General features: G+C 58.3%; 25 protein-coding genes. 4 read left to right on the forward strand and 21 right to left on the reverse strand.

Translation table 11 applies throughout. The features are described 5' to 3' along the window. Positions 1–28: 28 nt before the first annotated feature. The 11 genes from KF767_16250 to KF767_16300 all read right to left on the reverse strand — a co-directional run bounded on the left by KF767_16250 (position 29) and on the right by KF767_16300 (position 7,730). Positions 29–349: a hypothetical protein gene (locus KF767_16250; GenBank protein ID MBX3019439.1), complete on the reverse strand. Its 321-nt coding sequence runs from the start codon at positions 347–349 to the stop codon at positions 29–31. A gap of 98 nt (positions 350–447) precedes the next feature. Continuing rightward, complete coding sequence (locus KF767_16255; protein ID MBX3019440.1) at positions 448–762, reverse strand: hypothetical protein; 315 nt, start codon at positions 760–762, stop codon at positions 448–450. Then, positions 713–1,432, reverse strand: a complete 720-nt coding sequence (locus tag KF767_16260) for a ribonuclease HII (GenBank protein MBX3019441.1) — start codon at positions 1,430–1,432, stop codon at positions 713–715. The genes KF767_16255 and KF767_16260 overlap by 50 nt, the downstream gene beginning before the upstream one ends. A 128-nt stretch (positions 1,433–1,560) precedes the next feature. Continuing rightward, positions 1,561–2,025, reverse strand: a complete 465-nt coding sequence (rplS, locus tag KF767_16265) for a 50S ribosomal protein L19 (protein MBX3019442.1) — start codon at positions 2,023–2,025, stop codon at positions 1,561–1,563. A 35-nt stretch (positions 2,026–2,060) separates the two neighbouring features. Beyond that, positions 2,061–2,645: an RNA methyltransferase gene (locus tag KF767_16270; GenBank protein MBX3019443.1), complete on the reverse strand. Its 585-nt coding sequence runs from the start codon at positions 2,643–2,645 to the stop codon at positions 2,061–2,063. After that, on the reverse strand, positions 2,642–3,442 hold the full coding sequence (gene trmD / locus KF767_16275) for a tRNA (guanosine(37)-N1)-methyltransferase TrmD (GenBank protein MBX3019444.1): 801 nt from the start codon (positions 3,440–3,442) through the stop codon (positions 2,642–2,644). Before trmD ends, KF767_16270 begins: the two co-directional genes overlap by 4 nt. Beyond that, positions 3,443–3,988, reverse strand: coding sequence for a hypothetical protein (locus tag KF767_16280; GenBank protein ID MBX3019445.1), 546 nt, complete (start codon positions 3,986–3,988; stop codon positions 3,443–3,445). It lies immediately after the preceding gene. Positions 3,989–4,072: 84 nt separating this feature from the next. After that, positions 4,073–4,318 (reverse strand): KH domain-containing protein, encoded by a 246-nt coding sequence (locus tag KF767_16285; protein ID MBX3019446.1) that lies wholly within the window; start codon positions 4,316–4,318, stop codon positions 4,073–4,075. Positions 4,319–4,477: 159 nt separating this feature from the next. Further along, a complete protein-coding gene (gene rpsP / locus KF767_16290) occupies positions 4,478–4,729 on the reverse strand; it encodes a 30S ribosomal protein S16 (protein MBX3019447.1) in 252 nt (83 codons plus the stop codon). A gap of 60 nt (positions 4,730–4,789) precedes the next feature. Beyond that, positions 4,790–6,118 carry a signal recognition particle protein gene (ffh, locus tag KF767_16295; protein ID MBX3019448.1) on the reverse strand — a complete coding sequence of 443 codons (1,329 nt, stop codon included), beginning with the start codon at positions 6,116–6,118 and terminating at the stop codon, positions 4,790–4,792. Between the two features lie 13 nt (positions 6,119–6,131). Continuing rightward, complete coding sequence (locus tag KF767_16300; protein MBX3019449.1) at positions 6,132–7,730, reverse strand: peptide chain release factor 3; 1,599 nt, start codon at positions 7,728–7,730, stop codon at positions 6,132–6,134. Positions 7,731–7,856: 126 nt separating this feature from the next. On the opposite strand from KF767_16300, the gene KF767_16305 reads away from it, so the two are divergent. Further along, positions 7,857–8,816: a hypothetical protein gene (locus KF767_16305; GenBank protein MBX3019450.1), complete on the forward strand. Its 960-nt coding sequence runs from the start codon at positions 7,857–7,859 to the stop codon at positions 8,814–8,816. Here the strand turns inward: KF767_16305 and KF767_16310 are convergent. The 5 genes from KF767_16310 to msrB form a co-directional block, all read right to left on the reverse strand. Beyond that, positions 8,813–9,364, reverse strand: coding sequence for a hypothetical protein (locus tag KF767_16310; GenBank protein ID MBX3019451.1), 552 nt, complete (start codon positions 9,362–9,364; stop codon positions 8,813–8,815). The two genes, KF767_16305 and KF767_16310, sit on opposite strands and share 4 nt — an antisense overlap. A gap of 50 nt (positions 9,365–9,414) precedes the next feature. After that, a complete protein-coding gene (locus tag KF767_16315) occupies positions 9,415–11,256 on the reverse strand; it encodes an RDD family protein (GenBank protein MBX3019452.1) in 1,842 nt (613 codons plus the stop codon). Then, on the reverse strand, positions 11,246–12,745 hold the full coding sequence (locus KF767_16320) for a rhomboid family intramembrane serine protease (protein MBX3019453.1): 1,500 nt from the start codon (positions 12,743–12,745) through the stop codon (positions 11,246–11,248). Before KF767_16320 ends, KF767_16315 begins: the two co-directional genes overlap by 11 nt. Before the next feature lie 101 nt (positions 12,746–12,846). Next, positions 12,847–13,458, reverse strand: a complete 612-nt coding sequence (locus tag KF767_16325) for a ferritin-like domain-containing protein (protein ID MBX3019454.1) — start codon at positions 13,456–13,458, stop codon at positions 12,847–12,849. A 24-nt stretch (positions 13,459–13,482) separates the two neighbouring features. Beyond that, entirely contained in the window at positions 13,483–13,992 is a 510-nt protein-coding gene (msrB, locus tag KF767_16330) for a peptide-methionine (R)-S-oxide reductase MsrB (protein MBX3019455.1), read from the reverse strand. 150 nt (positions 13,993–14,142) lie between these two features. On the opposite strand from msrB, the gene KF767_16335 reads away from it, so the two are divergent. Next, positions 14,143–15,150 (forward strand): hypothetical protein, encoded by a 1,008-nt coding sequence (locus KF767_16335; protein MBX3019456.1) that lies wholly within the window; start codon positions 14,143–14,145, stop codon positions 15,148–15,150. Positions 15,151–15,158: 8 nt separating this feature from the next. Here KF767_16335 and KF767_16340 read toward each other — a convergent pair whose 3' ends face one another. Then, positions 15,159–15,899, reverse strand: a complete 741-nt coding sequence (locus KF767_16340) for a metallophosphoesterase (protein ID MBX3019457.1) — start codon at positions 15,897–15,899, stop codon at positions 15,159–15,161. Between the two features lie 395 nt (positions 15,900–16,294). On the opposite strand from KF767_16340, the gene KF767_16345 reads away from it, so the two are divergent. Beyond that, positions 16,295–16,864: a hypothetical protein gene (locus KF767_16345; protein ID MBX3019458.1), complete on the forward strand. Its 570-nt coding sequence runs from the start codon at positions 16,295–16,297 to the stop codon at positions 16,862–16,864. An 81-nt stretch (positions 16,865–16,945) separates the two neighbouring features. Here the strand turns inward: KF767_16345 and KF767_16350 are convergent, their stop codons facing one another. From KF767_16350 to KF767_16365, 4 genes are read right to left on the reverse strand one after another with little or no spacing between them, the layout of a single operon-like run. Beyond that, positions 16,946–17,590, reverse strand: coding sequence for a hypothetical protein (locus tag KF767_16350; protein MBX3019459.1), 645 nt, complete (start codon positions 17,588–17,590; stop codon positions 16,946–16,948). Between the two features lies 1 nt (position 17,591). Next, entirely contained in the window at positions 17,592–17,900 is a 309-nt protein-coding gene (locus KF767_16355) for a hypothetical protein (GenBank protein ID MBX3019460.1), read from the reverse strand. Beyond that, the gene (locus KF767_16360; GenBank protein ID MBX3019461.1) at positions 17,884–18,705 is read right to left on the reverse strand and encodes a hypothetical protein; all 822 of its coding nucleotides are present in this window, start codon (positions 18,703–18,705) and stop codon (positions 17,884–17,886) included. The genes KF767_16355 and KF767_16360 overlap by 17 nt, the downstream gene beginning before the upstream one ends. An 11-nt stretch (positions 18,706–18,716) precedes the next feature. Then, positions 18,717–19,709, reverse strand: a complete 993-nt coding sequence (locus tag KF767_16365) for a hypothetical protein (GenBank protein MBX3019462.1) — start codon at positions 19,707–19,709, stop codon at positions 18,717–18,719. A 208-nt stretch (positions 19,710–19,917) separates the two neighbouring features. Between KF767_16365 and KF767_16370 the strand changes: the two genes are divergently transcribed. Then, positions 19,918–20,163: hypothetical protein (locus KF767_16370; protein MBX3019463.1), on the forward strand; the 246-nt coding region annotated here is incomplete at its 3' end.

Consider the following 20,163-nt stretch of genomic DNA (forward strand, 5'->3'; position numbering starts at 1 on the left):
CTACCTTCCAGAAGGTAGATGATACCGCCTAGAAGCGGGCGGTGAAGCCGGCGAGCGCGCCGTCGGTGGAAGGCGCGATCCAGGGGACGAAGGCGCTCTTCATGGATTCGGGTTGATTGGCGAGGTACAGGCCCACGCCGATGCCGACGTACAGGCCCAGGCTCGCGCCACGGGCCACGGTCGAGAGATTTTCGCTGGGCTTGTCGCTGAACGCGAGGCTCGTCAGCCCCACCACCGCGCCCGCTCCCGCGCCGTAAGCGCAGCTCACCAAAAAGGTCCGCATGGGACTCGCGAAGGCCGGAGTCGTCAGACACACAGAGGCAATCAAAGTCAGCAGCGCGGTTTTCATATTTCAATTGTTCAAAGATTTGGAGGCGAGGTCAACTCCGCTCCCCGGGAATCCACATCGATGTGGATTCATGCGCCGCAACTCGGCGCTCGCCGCGCCTAGCGCGAAGCCCCCACGGGAACAAAGTCCTCAAGCCCCAATTCGATCATCGAGCCATCGGGTCGCACGAAGACCACGATCAACCGCGCTCGCCCGGACATCGCCGACACCCCCTCCAAGACCCGCGTGAGTCGCTGACGTTGGCGCGCGCCCAGTCGTTCCGGCAAAAGAGCTTCGTGTTTTAAGGATTTCACTTCAATGAGCAGATCTTCGCGACCGTCCGGACTTTTGAACCACAGATCCACTTCGCCGAAAGGCGTGCGCTCACGCTTCTTCCATAAGAGATAATTGGCCCGGCGGAATTTTCGTTCCACAAGGTCTTCGCACCACCGACCCGAGGCCCAGGAACTCTTTGACCCCGCTGAAGCTTTGCCGGTGTTCGAAACACGGGCCGTGTTTACGGATCGCGTCCCGGTGCACGGGGCTCGCGTAGCCTTTGTGTTGGCCGAAGCCGTAATGCGGATAGGTCGCATCCATTCCCTTCATCATGCGATCGCGGTACACCTTCGCGATGATCGAGGCCGCCGCGATCATGGGAACCCGCAGATCCCCTTTGATCACCGCCCCTTGAGGATGAGTGCAGCCCGGAATCTCCATATGCCCGTCGACCAAGACGTAGCCCACGCGCGCGCCGACCATCTTCGTTTCCAAATCCGCGATCGCCCGTCGCATGGCCAGAAAACTCGCCTGCAGGATGTTGATCCGGTCGATCTCTTCCACCGAAGCAACGCCCAGGCCGCAGTAGTGGGCCTCCATGATTTGCGGGAAGAATTCTTCGCGCCGGTTTTCGGACAAAAGTTTCGAGTCGGTCAGACCCTTCGGAATTTTTTGGTCCGAAAAGATCACCGCACCCGCGACCACCGGTCCCGCCAAACAGCCGCGCCCGACCTCGTCCACACCCAAGATCGGCCCCGGCAAACCGGCGAGCGTCTTTTTCAAAAGGTTGCGACTGAACTGAGTCTGGGGAATGCGCGTCTTCTTCATGAGAGAACACTAGAGTGGACGGGCTTCCCCCGACTGACAACGATTGACCGCTCACGGCATCCAAACGCAAAAACCCCGCCTCATCGGCAGGGTTTTTGAGTGAAACGGAAATTTCAACGACGAGAATCCTACTCGGCCGTGGTCTCTGCCGTCGGCGCCGAAGCCTCTTCGCGAGTCGATTGCACGAGCTCGGATTCGATCTTCGCCGATTTTCCTTCACGGTCGCGGAGGTAGTACAGTTTCGCGCGGCGAACTTTACCGTGCGTCAGCACTTCCACGCGATCGATCACGGGGCTTGCGAAAGGGAAAGTCCGCTCAACGCCGACACCCGCCGACATCTTACGAACCGTGAACGAGCGACCCGCGCCCGAACCTTGAACTTTCGTGACGACGCCTTTGTAAAGCTGAAGACGTTCTTTCTCGCCCTCTTTCACTTTCACGTAAACGTTGACTTGGTCACCGCTCGAGAAATCGCCGATTTTAGTATTCGGTGCGGCCATCGAGATCTTACGGATCAAATCCAGACCTTTAGCTTTACCCGAGCTTGTTGTTTTCTTAGGAGCTGCTGCCTTGCGCGCTGCTTTCTTTGCCATCTTTAGCCTCACCGGTTCAATAAGAGGAGTCAGGGCTACCATGGCCCCATAATGCGGTCAAGATAGATACTTACGGCAGATCGCACACTTAAGTGCCTGAAATCCTGGGGAGGAGCCCCCTTCAGACTCTCTAGAACCCCGCCGATCCCCTGCATATACTCATCCGTCATCCCGTAGCCCGTCCCGAAGACGATAAAGCCCGATTGGCCCGGCTCACGGACATGCTGCTTGTATTCTTGGCAGGTCCAAAACTTCGTTCCCGGAACCGGCCGCGCGTGGGTCGCCACCACCGTCGACGGTCCCCAATCGGCCAGCGCGGCTTCCAAGCTGGGCGCGGTTTTCACGGGTTGCAGCGCGCGCCGACGACTGGGATTGTACTTCGCCCCCGTGCCCACCTTCCAGTGCTCGAGAACCCGCTCCACGAACATCAGCTGCTCTTTAGAGGGATGAATCACGTAGTAGGTCGTGATCCCGTAGGTCGAGCACGCGCGCGCGATATCGTGAATGTCGAAGTTCGTGATGTTGGTCGCCACCGTCGATTTCTCGCGGTCCATCATCGGGTAGTGAAGTAAACCCACCGCGACGCGCGGCACCTGCACCGCCTGTGTCCCGTCACTCATCGAGAAATCTCCTTATCCAAATCCAATTCCGTCAAACCCAAGACCGCGCGCTCCTCGGACGGCATCGCCGCCAGAAAATCGCGCAGGGACTTGAGTTCCTTCATCGAAAGTTTCAGGGCGTGAAACAGATCCGGGCGTTTCTTCAAAGTCACCAGCCGCGAGACCTGCCCCCGCCACTCGGAAATCTTCGCGTGATTTCCGCTCATCAGAACCTCGGGAACCGCCTGGCCCTGGATCTCGCGCGGCCGCGTGAACTGGGGCGCCTCGAGGACGCCGCCTTCGAAGCTATCGGCCTGGCTTGAGTCCTGATGGCCCAAGACGCCCGGGATAAAGCGCGCCGCCGCGTCGATGATGACCATCGCCGCCAGCTCCCCGCCGCTCAGAACGTAATCGCCGATGGAGATTTCCTCGAACGCGTAGCGGTTCAGGAGTCGCTGATCGACGCCCGCATATCGCCCCGACAGGAAAATCAGATCTCCCGCCTGGGCCAGCTCTTTGGCCACGGCATTCGTCAGCGGGCGCCCCTGGGGCGAGACGTAAATCAAACGCGCTCCCGGCGCGCGCGCGCGGGCCTCGTCCACCGCAGGCGCCAAGGCGTCCACGGTCATGCACATGCCGTCACCGCCGCCGAAGGGGCGATCGTCGACGCTATGGTGAACGTCGGTCGTGAACTTGCGTGGATTGATGCTTTCGATCTGCAAAAGCTCTTTCTTCACCGCTTGCGACAAAACCCCGTAACCCGCGAACTGCGCGATCGCCTCGGGGAAAAGCGTAATGACCTGAAAGAGCGACGCCACTTAATCGTCCTCGCCGGGCGAAGTCGCCCCCGACTTACGATTGATGTCGAGAAGCCCTTCCGGAAGCGTCATCAGGATCTTCTTTTCGTCGTCCAGAATGTCGTTCAAAAAGTCGTCGTGAAAAGGAATGTCGAGGAGCTCTTCGCCCGCACGCACGTGCACCATGATCTGCTCTTTGATCTCGGTGAAGGATTCGACGAGTCCCACCGGACGATCCCCGTCAACCAGCGTGAAACCCAGTAGGGATTTGTATTCGGGATCCTCGTTGATCGGGTACGCCACGGCCTCTTCGGGGACGAAAAGAAATTGCCCCAGCAGCGCCTCGGCCTGATTGCGATCGGTGAGCTGGGGCGTGCGGGCAATCACACCCTTCGCGCGCGGGCGGAGGTCACCATCCTCGAAGATCTGCGCCGGCTCGTCCCCCGGCCCCACCCCGAACATGTCGACGTCCTCGACCTCTTCGAAGTTTTTATCGAAGATGACCGCCCAGAGTTCGCCCTTCAGGCCATGGGCTTCTTTGAACTTGCCGACTTTCTTCCAAGACACGGGGCTCTCCAAAAACAAAAAGGGGATCGAATGATCCCCTTCATAAAACGCGTTTTAAAAATTCGCGAATCTTTATTCGTGCGTTTATTCAACAATCTCGAGCACGCTGCGTTTTTGCAGCTTGGTCGAGGCCGCGCTGAGGATGGTGCGCATCGAGCGCGCGGTCCGTCCCTGCTTACCGATGACCTTACCCAGATCGTTTTTTGCGACTTTCAACTCGACGACGGTCGTTTGTTCGCCCTCGACTTCAGTCACTTCCACTTCGTCGGGCTGATCCACAAGGGATTTCGCCATGAACTCGACGAGGTCTTTCAAACTCGAATCACTCATTGTCTTCTCCAGATGATCTTCGCCGGATCGTTTTCACGACCGAACAAACTCCGAGTTTCGCCCAAAAACTTAGAAGCGAACTCGTCGGTGCGAAAATCTTCGCGGCCGAGTTCGCTTCAATTGATTTTCCGGGACAACCGGAGGTGAGGAATCGGTGGATTACTTCGCCGCTTCGGCGATTTTCATCACCGTGCGAACGCGGTCCGAGGGTTGTGCACCCTTCTTGATCCACTCTTGAGCCTTGGCCAGGTCCATATCGACCTTCTTGTCTTGGCCACGGGGAACGGGGTTGTAGTAACCCAGAATCTCAATGAATTTACCAGTCACATAACGACGAGAATCCGCAACGGTAATGCGGTACTTAGGTTCATGCTTCGATCCAACGCGTGCCAGGCGAATCACAACGGCCATGGTCACTCCTTTCAAAAACGAGAGAACGTGATAACTGCATTTACGGGGCTTGGCAATACATTAAAATGGGAGGCCTTTTCCACGGCCCATGCCCATTTTCATGAGTCCCGACATCATCTTCTTGGCCTCGTCAAACTGGCGTACCAAGCGGTTCACATCCTGAACTTGAGTTCCGGAACCTTTCGCGATCCGCTCACGGCGCGACGCATTCAAAACCCGGGGATCCCGCCGCTCTTGGGGGGTCATGGAGCGAATGACGGCTTCGATCTTTTTGATCTCATCGTCCGGCGGTGCCATGCCCTTCATCTGCTTCGTCAGCTGACCCGCGCCGGGTAAGAATTTCAGCAGGGACTCGAATCCACCGAGCTTTTTGAGCGTTTGGATCTGGCTCAAGAAGTCCTCCAGGGTGAATTCGTTCTTCATCATCTTCTTGGCGGAGTCGCGGGCTTCCTTCTCGGAAACGACGTCCGCGGCCTTCTCCACGAGGCTCAGGACATCCCCCATGTCGAGGATCCGCTTCGCCAAACGATCAGGATGGAACACCTCAAGCGCGGCGACTTTTTCACCGACTCCCAGGAACTTGATCGGAACGCCCGTCACTTCGCGAATCGAAAGCGCCGCGCCCCCGCGCGCGTCCCCGTCCACCTTCGTGAGCACGAGGCCGGTGAGCCCCAGCTTCTGGTTGAAACCTTCGGCGACGTTTACGGCCTGCTGACCGAGCATCGCGTCCGCGACGAGCAGGATCTCTTGCGGTTGCCCCAGGCCTTTCAGGCGGACGAGTTCGTCCATCAGGGCTTCATCGATCTGCAAACGGCCCGCGGTATCGAGGATCAAAACGTCGACGAGGTTATCCTCCGCCCACCTGCGCGCGGCGGTCAGGATCTCTTCGGGTTTTTGCTCGGGCTTCGAGGGATAAACCGGAATGTTATTCTGTTTTCCCAGCGTCTGGAGCTGTTCGATCGCGGCGGGACGGTAGATATCCGCCGGGACCAGCCCCGGTTTTTTACCGAGCTTCTGCCGGATGTAGAGCGCGAGCTTCGCGCTGGTCGTGGTTTTCCCGGCCCCCTGCAGACCCACCATCATGAGGATCGAGGGCTTCTCGCGGCAGTTGATGTCGACCGCGTCCCCGCCCAACGTGGCGACGAGCTCGTCGTGGAAGATTTTGACGAACTGCTGGCCCGGGTTCACGTTCCCCAGAACCTCGTGGCCGAGGGCTTTTTGTTTCACCCGCTCCAGGAGAGATTTGACGACCTTGAAATTGACGTCGGCTTCCAGAAGCGAAAGACGAATTTCCTTCAGCGCGTCTTCGATGTTGGTTTCCGAGATCTTGTGCTGACCCCGGATCTTCTTCACGCTGGAAAGAATCTTTTCTTGGAGCTGATCGAACATCGCTGTCCCCTTTTTATCTCGCCCGCGAGATCGACGTCGCGAACTCGATCTCGGGATTTTCTTTTTTCGCCCAGTTGAGGTCCCACTCCTGCTCCAGCAGGATCACGGGCTGGTCGATCATATCGCGGTAAATCGTGAAGTTCCCTTTGAGCTGGTCGACGGGCTTTCCGTCCAAACGCGGCCAGCGCGCCACCGTGAGCGCCAGACGGTGCAGCTTGCAATCGAGGTTGTATTCGTCCTGCATCCGGCGCACGAGCACCTCGAACTGCAGCTCCCCGATGGCGCCGATGACGGGATCTTGCGCGCCGATGAACGGATCGATGAAGAGCTGGATCGCGCCCTCCTCGGACAGGTGCGAGAGCGCCTCTTGCATTTTTTTGCGCTTCATCGCGTCCGGCACCGTCATGCGGGCGAACAGCTCGGGCGCGAATTTCGGGATATCCTCGAACTGGACCTTCGTTTCCGAGCCGACGGAATCGCCGATCGCGAAATTGCCCGTGTCGTTCACGCCGACGATGTCGCCGGCGAAGGCCTCATCGACCGTCTCCCGATCGGCCGCCACGAACTGGTTCGAATACGCGAGCCGCACTTCCTTATCCAGGCGCGAGTGCTTGATCTTCATGCCGCGCTCGAAACGCCCCGAGCAGATGCGCAAAAACGCGACGCGATCGCGATGGCGGCGATCCATATTCGCCTGGATCTTGAAAACGAAACCCGTGAAATTCGCATCGAGCACCGAGACATCCGTCCCGTCTTTCGTGCGCCGGGGTTGCGGCCCCGGAGCGTACTGACAGAAGAAATCCAGGAAGGTGTTCACGCCGAAGTTCTGCTTCGCCGAACCCCACGTGAGAGGCGAAATCTCGCCGCGCAGAAAGGCCTCGTGATCGAACGGCGGCAAGACGCCCTCGATCAGGTCGAGCTCTTCCAGCGTCTGCGCGTAGACCTCGGGATGGACCTTGTCGCGCCAGACGGGATCGCGGAAGTCGTTTACCTTGATGATCTCGACCTCGTCCCCTTCGCGGCGCTGATCGTAAAGCATCACTTCTTTGCGGATGCGGTGATAGATGCCCGCGAAGCGCTGCCCGATGCCGATCGGCCAGGTCAACGGGTAGCAGGTCATCTTCAACGTGGTTTCGACCTCGTCCAGAAGTTCCAAAGGGGATTTCCCCTCGCGGTCGAGCTTGTTGATGAACGTGAAGATCGGGACATTCCGCAGGCGGCAGACGTCGTAAAGTTTTTTGGTCCGCTCCTCGACGCCCTTGGCGACGTCGATCAGCATGCACGCCGAGTCCACGGCCATCAAAACGCGGTAGGTATCCTCCGAGAAGTCTTTGTGACCGGGGGTATCCAGCAGATTCACGCGCAACTTGGAATAGTCGAACGTCATCACCGAGGACGTGATCGAAATCCCCTTTTCGCGCTCCATTTCCATCCAGTCCGAAGTTACCGCCTTGGTCCCGCGCTTGCCTTTGACCTCGCCGGCCTCGTGAATGACGCCGCCGTGGTACAGGAGCTTTTCGGTCAACGTGGTCTTTCCCGCATCGGGGTGGGAGATGATCGCAAAGGTGCGTCGGCGCAGGATTTCTTCGGCTACAGGGGGTGCAACGTTCATGATCGGCGCAGAATGCAGGACCGGGCCTGAAAAGGCAACCTGTTGCCCGGTGTCATGTGGACAAGAAAGGCCCGCGGCGCTATGAGAAGGCTCAACCTTTTGGGCTTGAACCCCAAGCGAGGCTAAATGCAAGACGCCAAGAGCGACACCCGGACGATCTGGTCGATTTCGACCTTCTATTTTTTCACTCCCCTTGAAAACCTGCCCGATTGGGAAGCGCGCCTCGAAGCCGAAGCGGAACGACTTGGCGTCAAAGGTCTTTTCATTCTGGGCGCGGAAGGCCTGAATTCGACGTTCGGCGCGCCCTCGGCTGAGGCCTGCGCGGCTTTCAAAAACTGGGTGCGTGAAAGCTTCAATCAGCCGAACCTCTTCTTCAAAGATTCAGAAAGTCCCGTGCAGCCTTTCCCGCAAATCAAAATCAAAGTGCGTCCCGAAATCGTGACCGCCGGCCTGCCGGGCGTTCTTCCGCCGACGGGCAAGAATCGCCACCTCACGCCCGCGGAATGGGATCAGGTTTTGGAAAACGAAGACGTCGCCGTCATCGACACGAGGAACGACTACGAATACCGCATCGGTACCTTTAAGGGCGCCATCGACCCGCAAATCCCCCAGTTCACCGACTTCCCGAAATTTTTCGAAGCGCAGAACTACGCACCCGACAAAAAGATCCTGATCTTCTGCACGGGCGGCATCCGCTGCGAAAAAGGCATCCTGGAGCTGGAACGCCAAGGCTACGCCAACGTCTATCAGCTCGAAGGCGGCATCTTGAATTATTTAAAAGAGCGCCCGCACCGCAACTTCAAAGGCGAATGTTTCGTCTTCGACAACCGCGTGGCGCTGACGCAAGATCTGAAAGAGTCGAGCGTCTACCAACTCTGCCCCCACTGCGGAGAGCCCGGCGAGCTGAAGATCCACTGCGTTCGCTGCGATACCGAAGCCCAGCTTTGTCCGAAGTGTCTTGAGAAACAGACGCCCGCGCACGCGACGTGTTCAAAGAACTGCGCGCACCACCATCGACTGAGCCCCCTCAAAAAGGGCCGCCGTCAGGTGCGTGACTGGGCGACGTTCAAAACCGTGAAAACTTAGAAGACCCAAGCCAGGCCGATGCATTGGCCCATCGTGGTCCGCGCGTACGACACGGTATTGAGCGTCGTCGCGTCGATCTCTTCGCCGAGAGTCGGCGAGTAATAGAACAGTTTCGCCGAAACGGCCGCGTTGTCGGCGAACCAGTAGTTCACGCCAATGTCGAAACGCAGACTGGTCCCGCGCAGCTCGACGGAATTCGTTCCGTCGCTGTACTTCACCGTCGATTTCAGATTGTAAGTCAGGCTCGAGGTGAAGAGTTTCCCCCGCCCGAAAAATCCACCGAACTTGATTCCCATATCCGTCCCGTTCCACGTGGTCGCGGTCCCGGGATTAAAGCTTGAGGTATAGCCACCGAAGGCGAAAGAAACGTACAAATCGCGTTTCCCGATCGGGATCCCCACCGCCAGGTCGTAGGCCATCAGCGAATTCGTGGTCGTCGTCGCCGTCTTCACGCTGTCGTTCGCGTAAGCGACGTTCAAGTCAAGAATGCCCGCCCGCGCGAACTGCGCCCCCAAGGAAACCAAAATGACGAGAAAAATTTGCGCCATACCCCATTTTGACGATGGAGCCGCGGCGCTGAAAAGTCCTATTCCGTGTTTTAGTCGTCGAGGCCGGACGCTTCGGTTTCATTCGAAGGCGCGCGCTGGACGTAAGGCAGGACCGGAGTCGGACCTTCCGCCGGGCCGCCCAGGGAGTCTTTGAGTCCCGCAAGCTCGCTCAGCGCGTCCGGCTTGATGAGCGGATCGTTGAAGAAGCGAAGATCCGCCTGAATGCGATTACGGCGCGGTTCATCCAGTGCGGTGAGCGGCTGACCAAAGTACAGATAGGCCAGATCCTCTTCGGGCGTCGACGCTTGCAGCGTGCTCGCCATGCGGAACCAACCCCCTTTCGTCATCAGCATCGGATTGACCGCGACCTGGCTCGTGTAAGCGCCGCGCTGGTGTTCGAAGATCAAGCCTCGAGCCATCACGGTTAACAACGTCTGGCCTTGGCTCACGCGGTAAGGGATGTGCTGCAGATTCATTTGTCCCGTCACGGGCGTCGTCAGCAACATGGTTTTGATGTCCCCACGTCCCTCGAACCGCAGACTCAACCGATGAATCGGCCAGTAGCCCCGCAGATAGTGCCCCGGCGACCAATCGCTCACGCTCACTTGAGTTCCCAGCGCCTGACGACGCACTTTCAACTTCTGGCGGAAGCCCGCGGCTTCAAGATTCACGTCCGGCCAAGTGCCGTTGATTTCAAAATTCAGATCCAGATCGGCACGCAAGGCTTCGGGAAACAGCCCTTGGCGAAGCACCACCTGCACGGGCCCGTCCGTCTTGAAAACCCCGTCATCCCACGCGAACCCCGCAAGCCCCAACGAAAGGTCTTTGCTGTCGACGTAGACCCGTTCGAGCGCGAAACGTTTTCCCTGCATCGAGAGCCCCGACAAAAAGAAACGTTTCAGATCAATCAAACGCCCCGCCAAATCGAGCTTGACGTTATTCAAGTCGACCTCGTCGACGCGAAGGCGCGGCACCGTGATGCGCTCCCGGGCTCGACGCGGCCGTTTTTCGGGAACGACCTCGTCCGCCGTGATCGTCGCTTCTTCCGTAATTCCGCTTTCATCCCGCTGAAACACCAGGTTGGCCCGCGCGATAGAGATCTTGCGGATATGATAGTCGTCATCCGACATCGCGCGGAAGCTCGCCTCGACATCGATGAAAAGATCTTCGAGCTCGATTTTTTCGCCGCTCTCTTCCCAGTCGATGCGTTTGATCATGAAGCCGTTTGTGAGGTTTCCGGAGATCCCTTTCATCCGGACTCCCTTGGCGTAATAACCCTGCTGCAAACGTTCGAGCGGCCATGCGGTATGGAACAAGCGGTAATAAAATCCGCCCCCCAAAAGCAGAGCCAGTCCCGCCAATATCCCGAATCCGCGCGCGAGCTGCATACCAAGGGCGACCTCGGGCACGGGCTTCAACGAGACCACTTTCGTTTTACCGAAATAGTCGTGCATCGCGCGACGGTCTTCCGTAAAAAGCGCCGGCAGATAACCCAGCCCCAACGTCAAACCGCAGAGGCTACGGCCAAGAATATCCCGCAAGAAAAGTCGCCCGACAGAGAGCGCCTCGCCGGGTTCGGTCGAGACGATCCGCAGACCCATCAAGTGTTTACCCAAAGTCCGTTGATACTTCTGATGTCCGTAGATGAAATACGAGATCAAGATCAGCAGATTGGCCGTGGTTTTGAAGCCCGAATCGCCCAAAACCGCATCCAGGATCCGCGTGAAGATTCCCAAGATCAAAATATCGATGGTCCAAGCGATCACACGCTGTTCAAACGACGCCGCCGAGAACTCGGAATAGTCTTTCGCGCGTTCCGCATCGCTCATAAAGCCTTGATAAGCATTCCCCGAAGGGTTCATGGGCAAGCCCGGAGGACGTTTATCCTGCATAAGAGTCCTTCCGGATCGCGAGCCAAAGTCCCATTTTCTCGAGGAACTGCGCGAGCCCTTCGTTCCGGAGGGCCGAGTTTTGAATCGACTCGATGAAGTCCGGCTCCTGCAGAACCGACTCGGAGAGTTTGCGTAAACGCTCTTCAAGTTCGGGGAAACCCCGCTCTTCCATGCCCCACAGCACGTGCACCAGTAAAATCCATTCCGCGCGCCGCTCGTCCGTTTCCACGAACTTCGCCATGGATTTACGAAGCATCCCCGGGTCGATCTTCAGTCCATCGCCCTTCAGCCAATCAAGGGGAACCTTATCCACGAACTCTTTGTGCTGCAGATTGCGCTCGAGGATTTCGGGCCACTCGTGTTTCAGGAACTCGGCCATCCCTTGATCCTTCGGATTCTCTTTCATGAGCATCGCGCCCGACACCAGAAGACCCGTCGCCGCTTGCGGGCTTGAGGGATTCATCCTCATCCAGTCCTTATAGGTCTGGAACAAACGAAGCGGCTTGAGCGTACGCTGCGCTTTGATCTGGATGATCGCCTCGTAGGGATAGATGATCCCCGGCGCCAACGGATAAAACTTTTGGTAAGCGGCCGCGCACAGAAAGCCCACGAAGAGGCCCACCAGATGCGCCGAATGCGCGACGTTCGAACCGTCGATCGAGGCGACGCCGAGCACTTCCTCCGCGACGATCCACGCCGCGAAATACAGAAGGACCGGGATCATCACCACGCGATTGGAAACGAAGAAAAATGAAACCCAAAGTCGCATGCGTTGTTTGAAGAAGAGCGCCACGAACGCTCCCGCGATCCCGAAGACATTGGCCGAGGCGCCCAGGATGTACAACCCCTGCGACGGGAAAAGCGCGTGGCTCATGATCCCCGCGGTGCCGCTCAAAAGATAAACTCCGACGAAGGTGCCGAGCCCCAAACGCTGCTCGACCGGCAGCGCGAGCAACAGCAAAAACACCATGTTCCCGATCAAATGCATCCAATCCGCGTGCAGAAACTGCGCGCGCATCAGCGCGATCGGATCGAAATTCTTGCTCGAAAAAAGCTTATGTTTCTTGAGCAGATCGCGGGTCGCATTCTCCGATGCGATCAGCGAGGCTTTCAGCTTTTCGAAAGCGGGACCGGGCTCGTTCATGCGCAAGATATCGCGTTCTTTCGTCCACGGTTTCACGAGGGTTTCGAGCTGATCGAGTTGCGTTCCGGTCAGCGGCTTCTCGCGCGGTCCCGTCGTGCGGTTCTCGAGGAGACGCCGCACGTAACCGGCGTCACTGAGTTGCTCGGGCTGAATCTCTTTATTGAAAATCTGGCAGCCGTACTTGTCGACGTACTTCGGGCACTCGCCGACGAGGTAAGCCTTCAGCTCCACCTGGTAAGCCCGACGCTCGGGAAGCTCCATGTAGGCTTCGAGGAAGTTCGTCGACACGCGCATGTTCATGACGGAATAGAAGAAGACCAACACGACGATGGTCAGTGTGGCCAAGGGAAAATCCCTGGTTTTGGCTTCTACCCCAAGAGGAACGACGAACATGCCTAGCTTTTCGGCCAATGCTCGACTTCAGTTGAGGCTTCACCCGACTTACATCAAGAGATTTGTGTCTCGTTTCGAGACGAGCCGCCGAGTTTCGCGAACTCCACCGCGAAGCTTTCGAAATCTCCGGCGATCCGGGCGCGCGCTTCGGTCTTCGGCCATAACGGAATTCGTTTTCCCAACCAATTCGCAAGCGTCGCTTGGCGAAAGTAGGCTTCATGGTCCCACTCAATCTCGCCGAATTCGATCAACTCATCGACGATTCCGGGTAACCCCGCCATCAAGGCCAAGCGCGCCGCCACCTCGTATTCGGCGATATTGCCGCGCTCGAGTTGGCCCGCCCCGTACATCGGAATCAGAAATCCGCCCACCCGGCAGAACGCCGAAATGAAATGGCCGATCATACGCATCTTGAGTTCCCGCGCGGGCCGCGGGGCCGCGCCCAAAGCCTCAAGCATCTCGCCCAAACGCGCGCGGTGGTGCAGCTCTTCCGCCCGAATGCGCAGGATCTCTTGCCGCCAGGGTTCACGCACCGAGGCCGCGTGGCCACCGTAGGCGAGCGCCGCCGCCATCTCGCCCGCGTGCGCGTCCTGCAACAGCCGGATCAAACGCGTGCGCGCTTCGAGGGGCTTCAGATGCGGAGTCGGGAGTCGCTGTTCAGCCATGGCACTTCTCCTGCAAACCAAGATCTACCGAAAGAGCGCGAGGTACTCGCCGTAGCCTTCCGCTTCCAATCGGTCTTTCGGGATGAACTTCAGCGCCGCCGAATTGATGCAATAACGCAAGCCCTCGGGTCCCGGACCATCCGGAAAGACGTGCCCCAAATGCGAGTCCCCCGCGCGGCTACGCACCTCGGTACGCATCGCGCGCAGCTTGAAGTCGTTTTTCTCGTTGAGCTGAGTGCCCGCGAGCGGTTTCGTGAAGCTGGGCCAGCCGCAACCCGAATCGTATTTTTCTTTCGAGCTGAAAAGCGGTTCGCCCGTCACGATGTCGACGTAGAGCCCCTCTTCTTTGTGGTTCCAAAACTCATTGCGAAAGGGCGGCTCCGTCTCTTCATGTTGGGTGACGGAGTATTGGAGCGGTGAAAGCTTCTGCTTCAGTTCCGCGTCCGTGGGCTTGACCCATTGAGCCTTTTTGTCGGCTTGATCTATTTTATTCGCGTGATCTTTTTCATTAGCGTGACCGCTGTCTTTACTCATGCCCGGACTTTCCATGATTTTGACGCCCTTGTCGACTCTGACAACAGGTGTATGGGGCGCGGCATTCCCGTCCCCGCCATTTCGAGCTGACCCGGCCCCGCGCTTGCTTTCCTTTCAACTCAGGCTGGGTTTGGGAAGGGACTATCGGGCATGAAAAAATGGGGAATCCGCGGCGGCATGATCGTCGTCGCCGCCTTTTTTGCGACATCTTCACCACACGAGGCGGACGCCTTCAGTACCGCATCCTCCGCACAACGAAAAACACGCCGCATGGACGTCGAATTTCGCCCGCAAAACGAAATGCCCACGCGACCCGTAGCCGCGCCCGCGAAACCCGTTCTGCCGGCACGAGTGCGCGAATCGAAATTCCCGACTTACCTCAAAGCCTTCAACGACACGCATACGCCGGGGCAACTTTACCACCGCTTGAGTTCCGTCACTTCCCCGGAATGGAAAACTTGGTACGCCTCGACGCACCGGCAGGTTCCGCTTCACCGCACGAGCGTCGAGTTTTTAGAACGCGACAGCTTTCTGGTGCGCACGCCGGGAACGATGTCACTCTTGAACACGACCCGGATGGAGGAAGGCGTTTTAATGATCAGCCGACGTCCGTTTCCATTCACGCTGCAAGAAAGCCTCGACACGATCGCCGGCCGCCTGGGCCGCGTCGACGTCCGCAACCGCTACGAAAGCCGACTGCCGATCTTTCGCATTTTCGAAATCCTCTACCGCTCAACCGTGAGCTGGGCCGGACAGGTCGGCGTCAGTTGGTCCGGAGCGGCCGGCCTTAACGGCGCCGAGGGTTCGGGCTCGAGCGAGTCCAGCGTGCGCATCGCGCCCCTCCTTGCCCTCATCGATATCGAGCGCTCGCGCGCGCGCTGTTTGGATATTCTGGAGGACGTCCCCGGACGGGGCCCCGCCAGCCTGATCACCACGGACTGTCGCCGCGCGATCGCGGAACAGCGCGGGCGGACGGAACCGGATACGGTTTCTCGCCCCTCGCGCCGCCTGATCGTCGAAACCGCGACGGGCCCGTCACCGATCACCGAATCCGGCGCGAGGGCGCCGGCGTCGATGGCGACATCCACGACCTCGCGCGCGCCCGCCTCCGCGCTCAGCGCACCGAGCGTCGTCGCCGAAGGCGTGGGCCGCGACTAACGAAAACCTCAATCGGCGTAGATTTTGACGATCCCTTGAAACGGATCTTCGAGTTCGGGTACGTCGCGAAACACGCCGACGGTCAAAGGCCGCGACGGATTCAACCAACAACGGGTCTCGAGATTCACTTCACGCAAACTCACCGTGGGCTCCGAGCCCGCGAAGGTGTGTCCGTGAATGAGCGTCGGGCCGCGGTAGTCGACCGGCATGCGGCGCGACCACAGAAATTGATCGGGATCCATACTTTCCAGCGCTTTAGATTTCAACGAACGCTCCACGCCGGCATGCACGAAGAGCAGATTGCCCTTTTCGGAGAGATGATAACGTTTGCGCAGAATACGTTCGAAAAAGCGGATGTGCTCGCGCGGGACTTCATTTTTTTCCATCCACTCGGCCATCAGAGTCGCTTCCGGCACGGGAACTTCAGCGAGTTTACCGGATTTGATTTTGAGCTGATTCTCGAGATACCACTCCAAGCACATCCACTCGTGGTTTCCCGGCAAGATCACGTAGTCGGGTCGACGCGCTTCGAGTTCAATCAACTGATTAACCAGACTCCAGGACGGCAGCCGGTCGATGTAGTCACCAAGGAACACCACGTGACCCGAAGCCTTCGCCAGGATGCGGACGCACTTCTCGAACAGATCGACACGACCGTGCAGATCCGGAATGGCGAAATACAAGGAATCGGGCGCACCCAACTCCTCGACCGCCTGCTCGAAATCCGTGAATTCTTTGAGATTCCCCACCCATTTTTAAGATTGCCTCAATCCCGGCGACTTCGCCACGTGGACCCCGAGAAAGTCCAGCCCCCGTGCTTCGAAAAGAGAAACATCGTCCTCAAAACGAAGCACGCCAGACGATTGTCGAAGTTCCGGTGCGGGAATCCCCCGCCACCCCTTTCCTCGCGCCCGGAAACGCGCGGGATCCTTCGGTAATCGCTTTCATTGTCGAGGTCCTAGACTGTGACTTGCGACTTCGACCAAAAATCCGTGAAAACCCGTTCCCGCTTTCACCGCCCGTTCACGCCTGACCGGCCGCGAGGGGCTCTGTTCGAGAACGCAGAAAACGAACGCATGAGCACGACCGTTGCTTTAAAGATTCTCGCAATCACTTGGGGGGTCCAAGTCTTTGCGGGGGTAAAATGAACGCAAAGACTTTCACCATGATTTCACTACTCGCTCTCGCTCTGCTTTCGACCGCTTGCGCGCCGAAAGAATTCAGCGCGGCGAGTGAAGGCGAACTCGGACTCAAAAATCTGGGCTCGGAAACCACCGGTGGTGATGGCGAGGGGGAACTCCCCGCGACCGGGACCAACACTCCGGATCCGACGGATCCCACCGACCCCTCAACACCCGTGACCCCCGTGATCTATCCGCAGATCACCATGAAGATCCCGACCTGCACCTCGCATCAAAACTGTCAGGTCCGCGTCGTCCTGAGCCGCGTCGATGGAAAAACTGTCAGTTACCGTTGGAAGACGAACGACACCAAGTACACGCAAGATCCGGGTCGTTACGCGCAGCCGGGCGTTCATTACGTCGCCACCGGCGGCACCGTGACCTTCAATGCCGGTTCGACCCTGCAGTACAAATACATCCAAACCCTTTCGGGTTTCACGCAGATCGACATTCCGTTTCTTTACGGAGAGTGCACGTACGACAATCGTCCCGTTGACTGCTCCGTCTACAAATTCAAACTGGAACGCATTTAGTTCGTCAAATCGAGAATCGAGATATGGGGGGTCCGCCCGAGTTTTTCCCTTTTCTTGGGCGGACCCGATTTTCCCTCAGGCTTACTGCAGCTCAGGGATCCGAGTTGCATCTTCTTTCATGATCCGCGCCGCCACGTAAAACGTCCCGGAGGCATCGTCGAATCCACCCGCGGCATTGCGCCGCACACCGTGGATCGTGTACTCAAAATTCAAAACCAATCCGAGCCCCACCTTCATGAGCTCCGTGAAGACCTTGCGTCCGTTCGAGTTGAAAACGAAACTGCACGCCTGCTCTTGGCCGATCACCCCGCCCGGATGATTGCAAGAGTTCGAAGCGAGTAGCCCCGCGATCGACTCATCCTTCAAGATCATCTGGCTCGACGTGAAGGCCACTCCCGCAAAACGCGCATCCGGCACGCGGGATTTGATCTCGGCGATGACGCTTTCGATTTCTTTCCCGTACTTTAGACACATCGTTGTCATGACAAGGCCCCGTTTGTAGCCGCTGTTGTTCACGTAGTTCTTGTACGCGAAAATCGGCTGCCCCGCCTCGTCCCGGCAGACGCCCATGTGGTTCGGCGCATAGTAGAAGAGTTTCGGGTCGACGCTATCGCCGTAGACCGTGATCACCCCGCTGGCCGCCATACTTTCATTCAGAATGGGCGCCGCCGTGGCGAACGAACCCCAAGTCAAAAAAACCGTGAATCCCGCGATCAACTTCTTCATTTCAGTTCTCCCTTTTCAAAGTGTTATGTTCCGAAACTTCGCACGTCTTTTCACAGCGCAGGTCGAGATGCCGATCGAACTCGCGCACCCACGCTTCAAATCCCGGCGCGCGCGCTTTTCCCACCAAGCGGAAATAGAGCTCCGCGCGGGTCACGCCTTTTAATCCAAGCCCGTCCCGATGCTCCTCGGCGGTCCAACCTTGATGGGACGGTTTCACGCCCGCGGCGGCCCCCCCGCCCTCGCCACCGCCCGCACAGGCGGCGAGATTGAATCCGCAAGCCAGAACGAGAAGCCTACTCCACCGATTCATGGCTTCCCCGCCAGATCCAAGTCGGTGCGGTTCTTTCTTGAACGAGGCTTTCCTCAACGCGGACGTAATCTTTCAAGACGGCGCGCGAGTTGACCTCGAGCTCGACATTTAAGACGTCACGGAGCGTGCGCACCCAGGTCAGTCCGGGATCCGCGTAGCAATTGTCGAGGAGCCCTTTCAACCAGGCGTCGCGATCGCCGTCGCGCAGCCCTTCCGGTCGCCGCTCAAGTTCGCCGACCGCGCGCGCCAGATTCTCAATAAGGGTCCGGGCCGTGCGCCCCGGCAGCGTCATGCGTTCACACACCTGCGCATTCAAGGGAATGCGCTCTTTCACGACGGCTTTGGTGACGTTCACGGTCACTTCGCCGGTCAAAGCGAAGGCCGCATCGGGAGCGATCTTCGCGGACCGCAACTGCTGGTACTGCGCCTTGGTCAATACGACAGTACCCTGCCCGTAAGCGCCTTCGATCCCCTGTTTAAGATCGAGCTTCGCGCGCAAATCCAAAGGCCGGATCAGCATCTCGACGTGCGAAGACGCGGCGTCCATTTTGGCGCGCGCGATCTTGAAGCCCGGATAGGCTTTCTTCAGCCCGTCGAGCTCCACTTGATAGTCGGGAATCGAGTAGTTCCACTCGTATTGCAAAAGGGCCCAGTTTTCCGCCGAGATTTTCGTTTCCAACAACTGGGTCGTCAGCACGGACGTCGGCATGACGTTCACGATCTGCGCGTTTTCGTCGATCCAGGTCGTGGGCGCGGCGTGAACGTTCGCCGCAAAAAATAAAGTGAGTAAAGTCAGGAATTTCATGGGCATTCTCCTTAGTCGGCTTTCAGCACGAGTTCGTTGTAGTAGGGACCGACATCTTTGACGGACAAGTCGACGCAGAATTCACGTTCGACAAGATCACGCAAAACGATGCGGCCTTCGAATTTATGGAGCTCTTCTTTTTTCACGCTATTCAACGCGAACTGCAGCGGGGTCGAGTCGAAAATCACGTTCGTCGCCGAGCGGTTGTAGTTAAGCTTCGGCTCGAACAGTTTCGCGATCATTTGATCGGTCAGTTTATAAACGTAGTCCTGCTTCTGGGCGTCGCCACCGTTGATCGTCACGAAAACGTACTGGGTGTTGTAGAGCTTTTCGACCTCGCGGGTGATCGTCGTGCGCCACCAAAGGGCGCCCGCCGAAGCGCTCGCGCGGAAGTACTCGTAAAGCTGCTGCCACTCGATCACGATGTGGGCGTCCATATTGGGGCCCAGACCTTCCACTTTGTAGCAGTAGTTGAGCTGCGGTCCGGTGCCCGATTTCGCTTTCGCGCGGAAGATCTGCGCGCCGATCTCGGTGAGCTCGACCGACATCCCCATTTCGTCCTCGGCACGTCCTCCGTGCGGCGGCAGAACGAGATTGCGGTACATATTGAGCTGACCCGAAACCACCGTCGACGCCTTCACCGGAATCACGGCCAGGCCCGCGTTGGGATTTTGCTGCAAGAATTCCGCGGTCGCTTTGCGCATCGGCGCGTTCATGTCCAAACGGAAAACCGCGTTCAGCAGGCCGCCCCCGTCATCCGGAGACGCATTGTCCAGCCCGTAGTAAGCGAGCGAAAACAGCGGACGACCGGCGCGGTCCTGCGCGAGCGTAGAGGAATTCGGAAAATAGTAGAACTTCTGCGGGTCCTGAGAATCCGGATAAAGGGTCAAGACCTCACTGATCCTTGTCGCCGCATTTTCGGAGAGAAGGGGCAAAGCCTGAGCGGTGAAAGCGCATGTCAAAACCGCGGTCATCGAGACCGAACGAAGAAACAACGAGAGCATGGAACCTCCTATGTGCCCGGCCGCCGTAGCGAAAACCCGGCCGGGTTCCGGACGCTGATCTCGCAACGGGTCGGTCCGGCGTGTCCGGCTGCCGGACGGTGTTCCGGATTGAGACAACGCACGCGAAAGCCGCGCTTTCACGAAGGTTCCTCACCTCCACCCCCACTCTTTTGATAATCTAAACATGTTGGATCAAAGGGGGTTTGGCTTGGGATCTGTGCGTCCGTTCTGTCTTCTTGTCGCCGCAATGCTCGCGGCCCCCGTTGTCTTTTCCGAAGCCGCCGAAGAACCCACGCAGATGGAGTTACCCCTGGAAGGGGGTTCAACACGTTTGGATACAAGCCCCTTCGATGTGATTCGAAGAAGCAATGAGGACGCGCAACGCGCTTTGCGTGAACAGCTCGATCGCGTGAACGCCGACGCCCGACGCGCCAACGAAGGCGCCGTCGAAGCC

The organism is Pseudobdellovibrionaceae bacterium (genome assembly GCA_019637875.1).
Taxonomy (GTDB): Bacteria; Bdellovibrionota; Bdellovibrionia; order Bdellovibrionales; family Bdellovibrionaceae; genus JAHBUW01.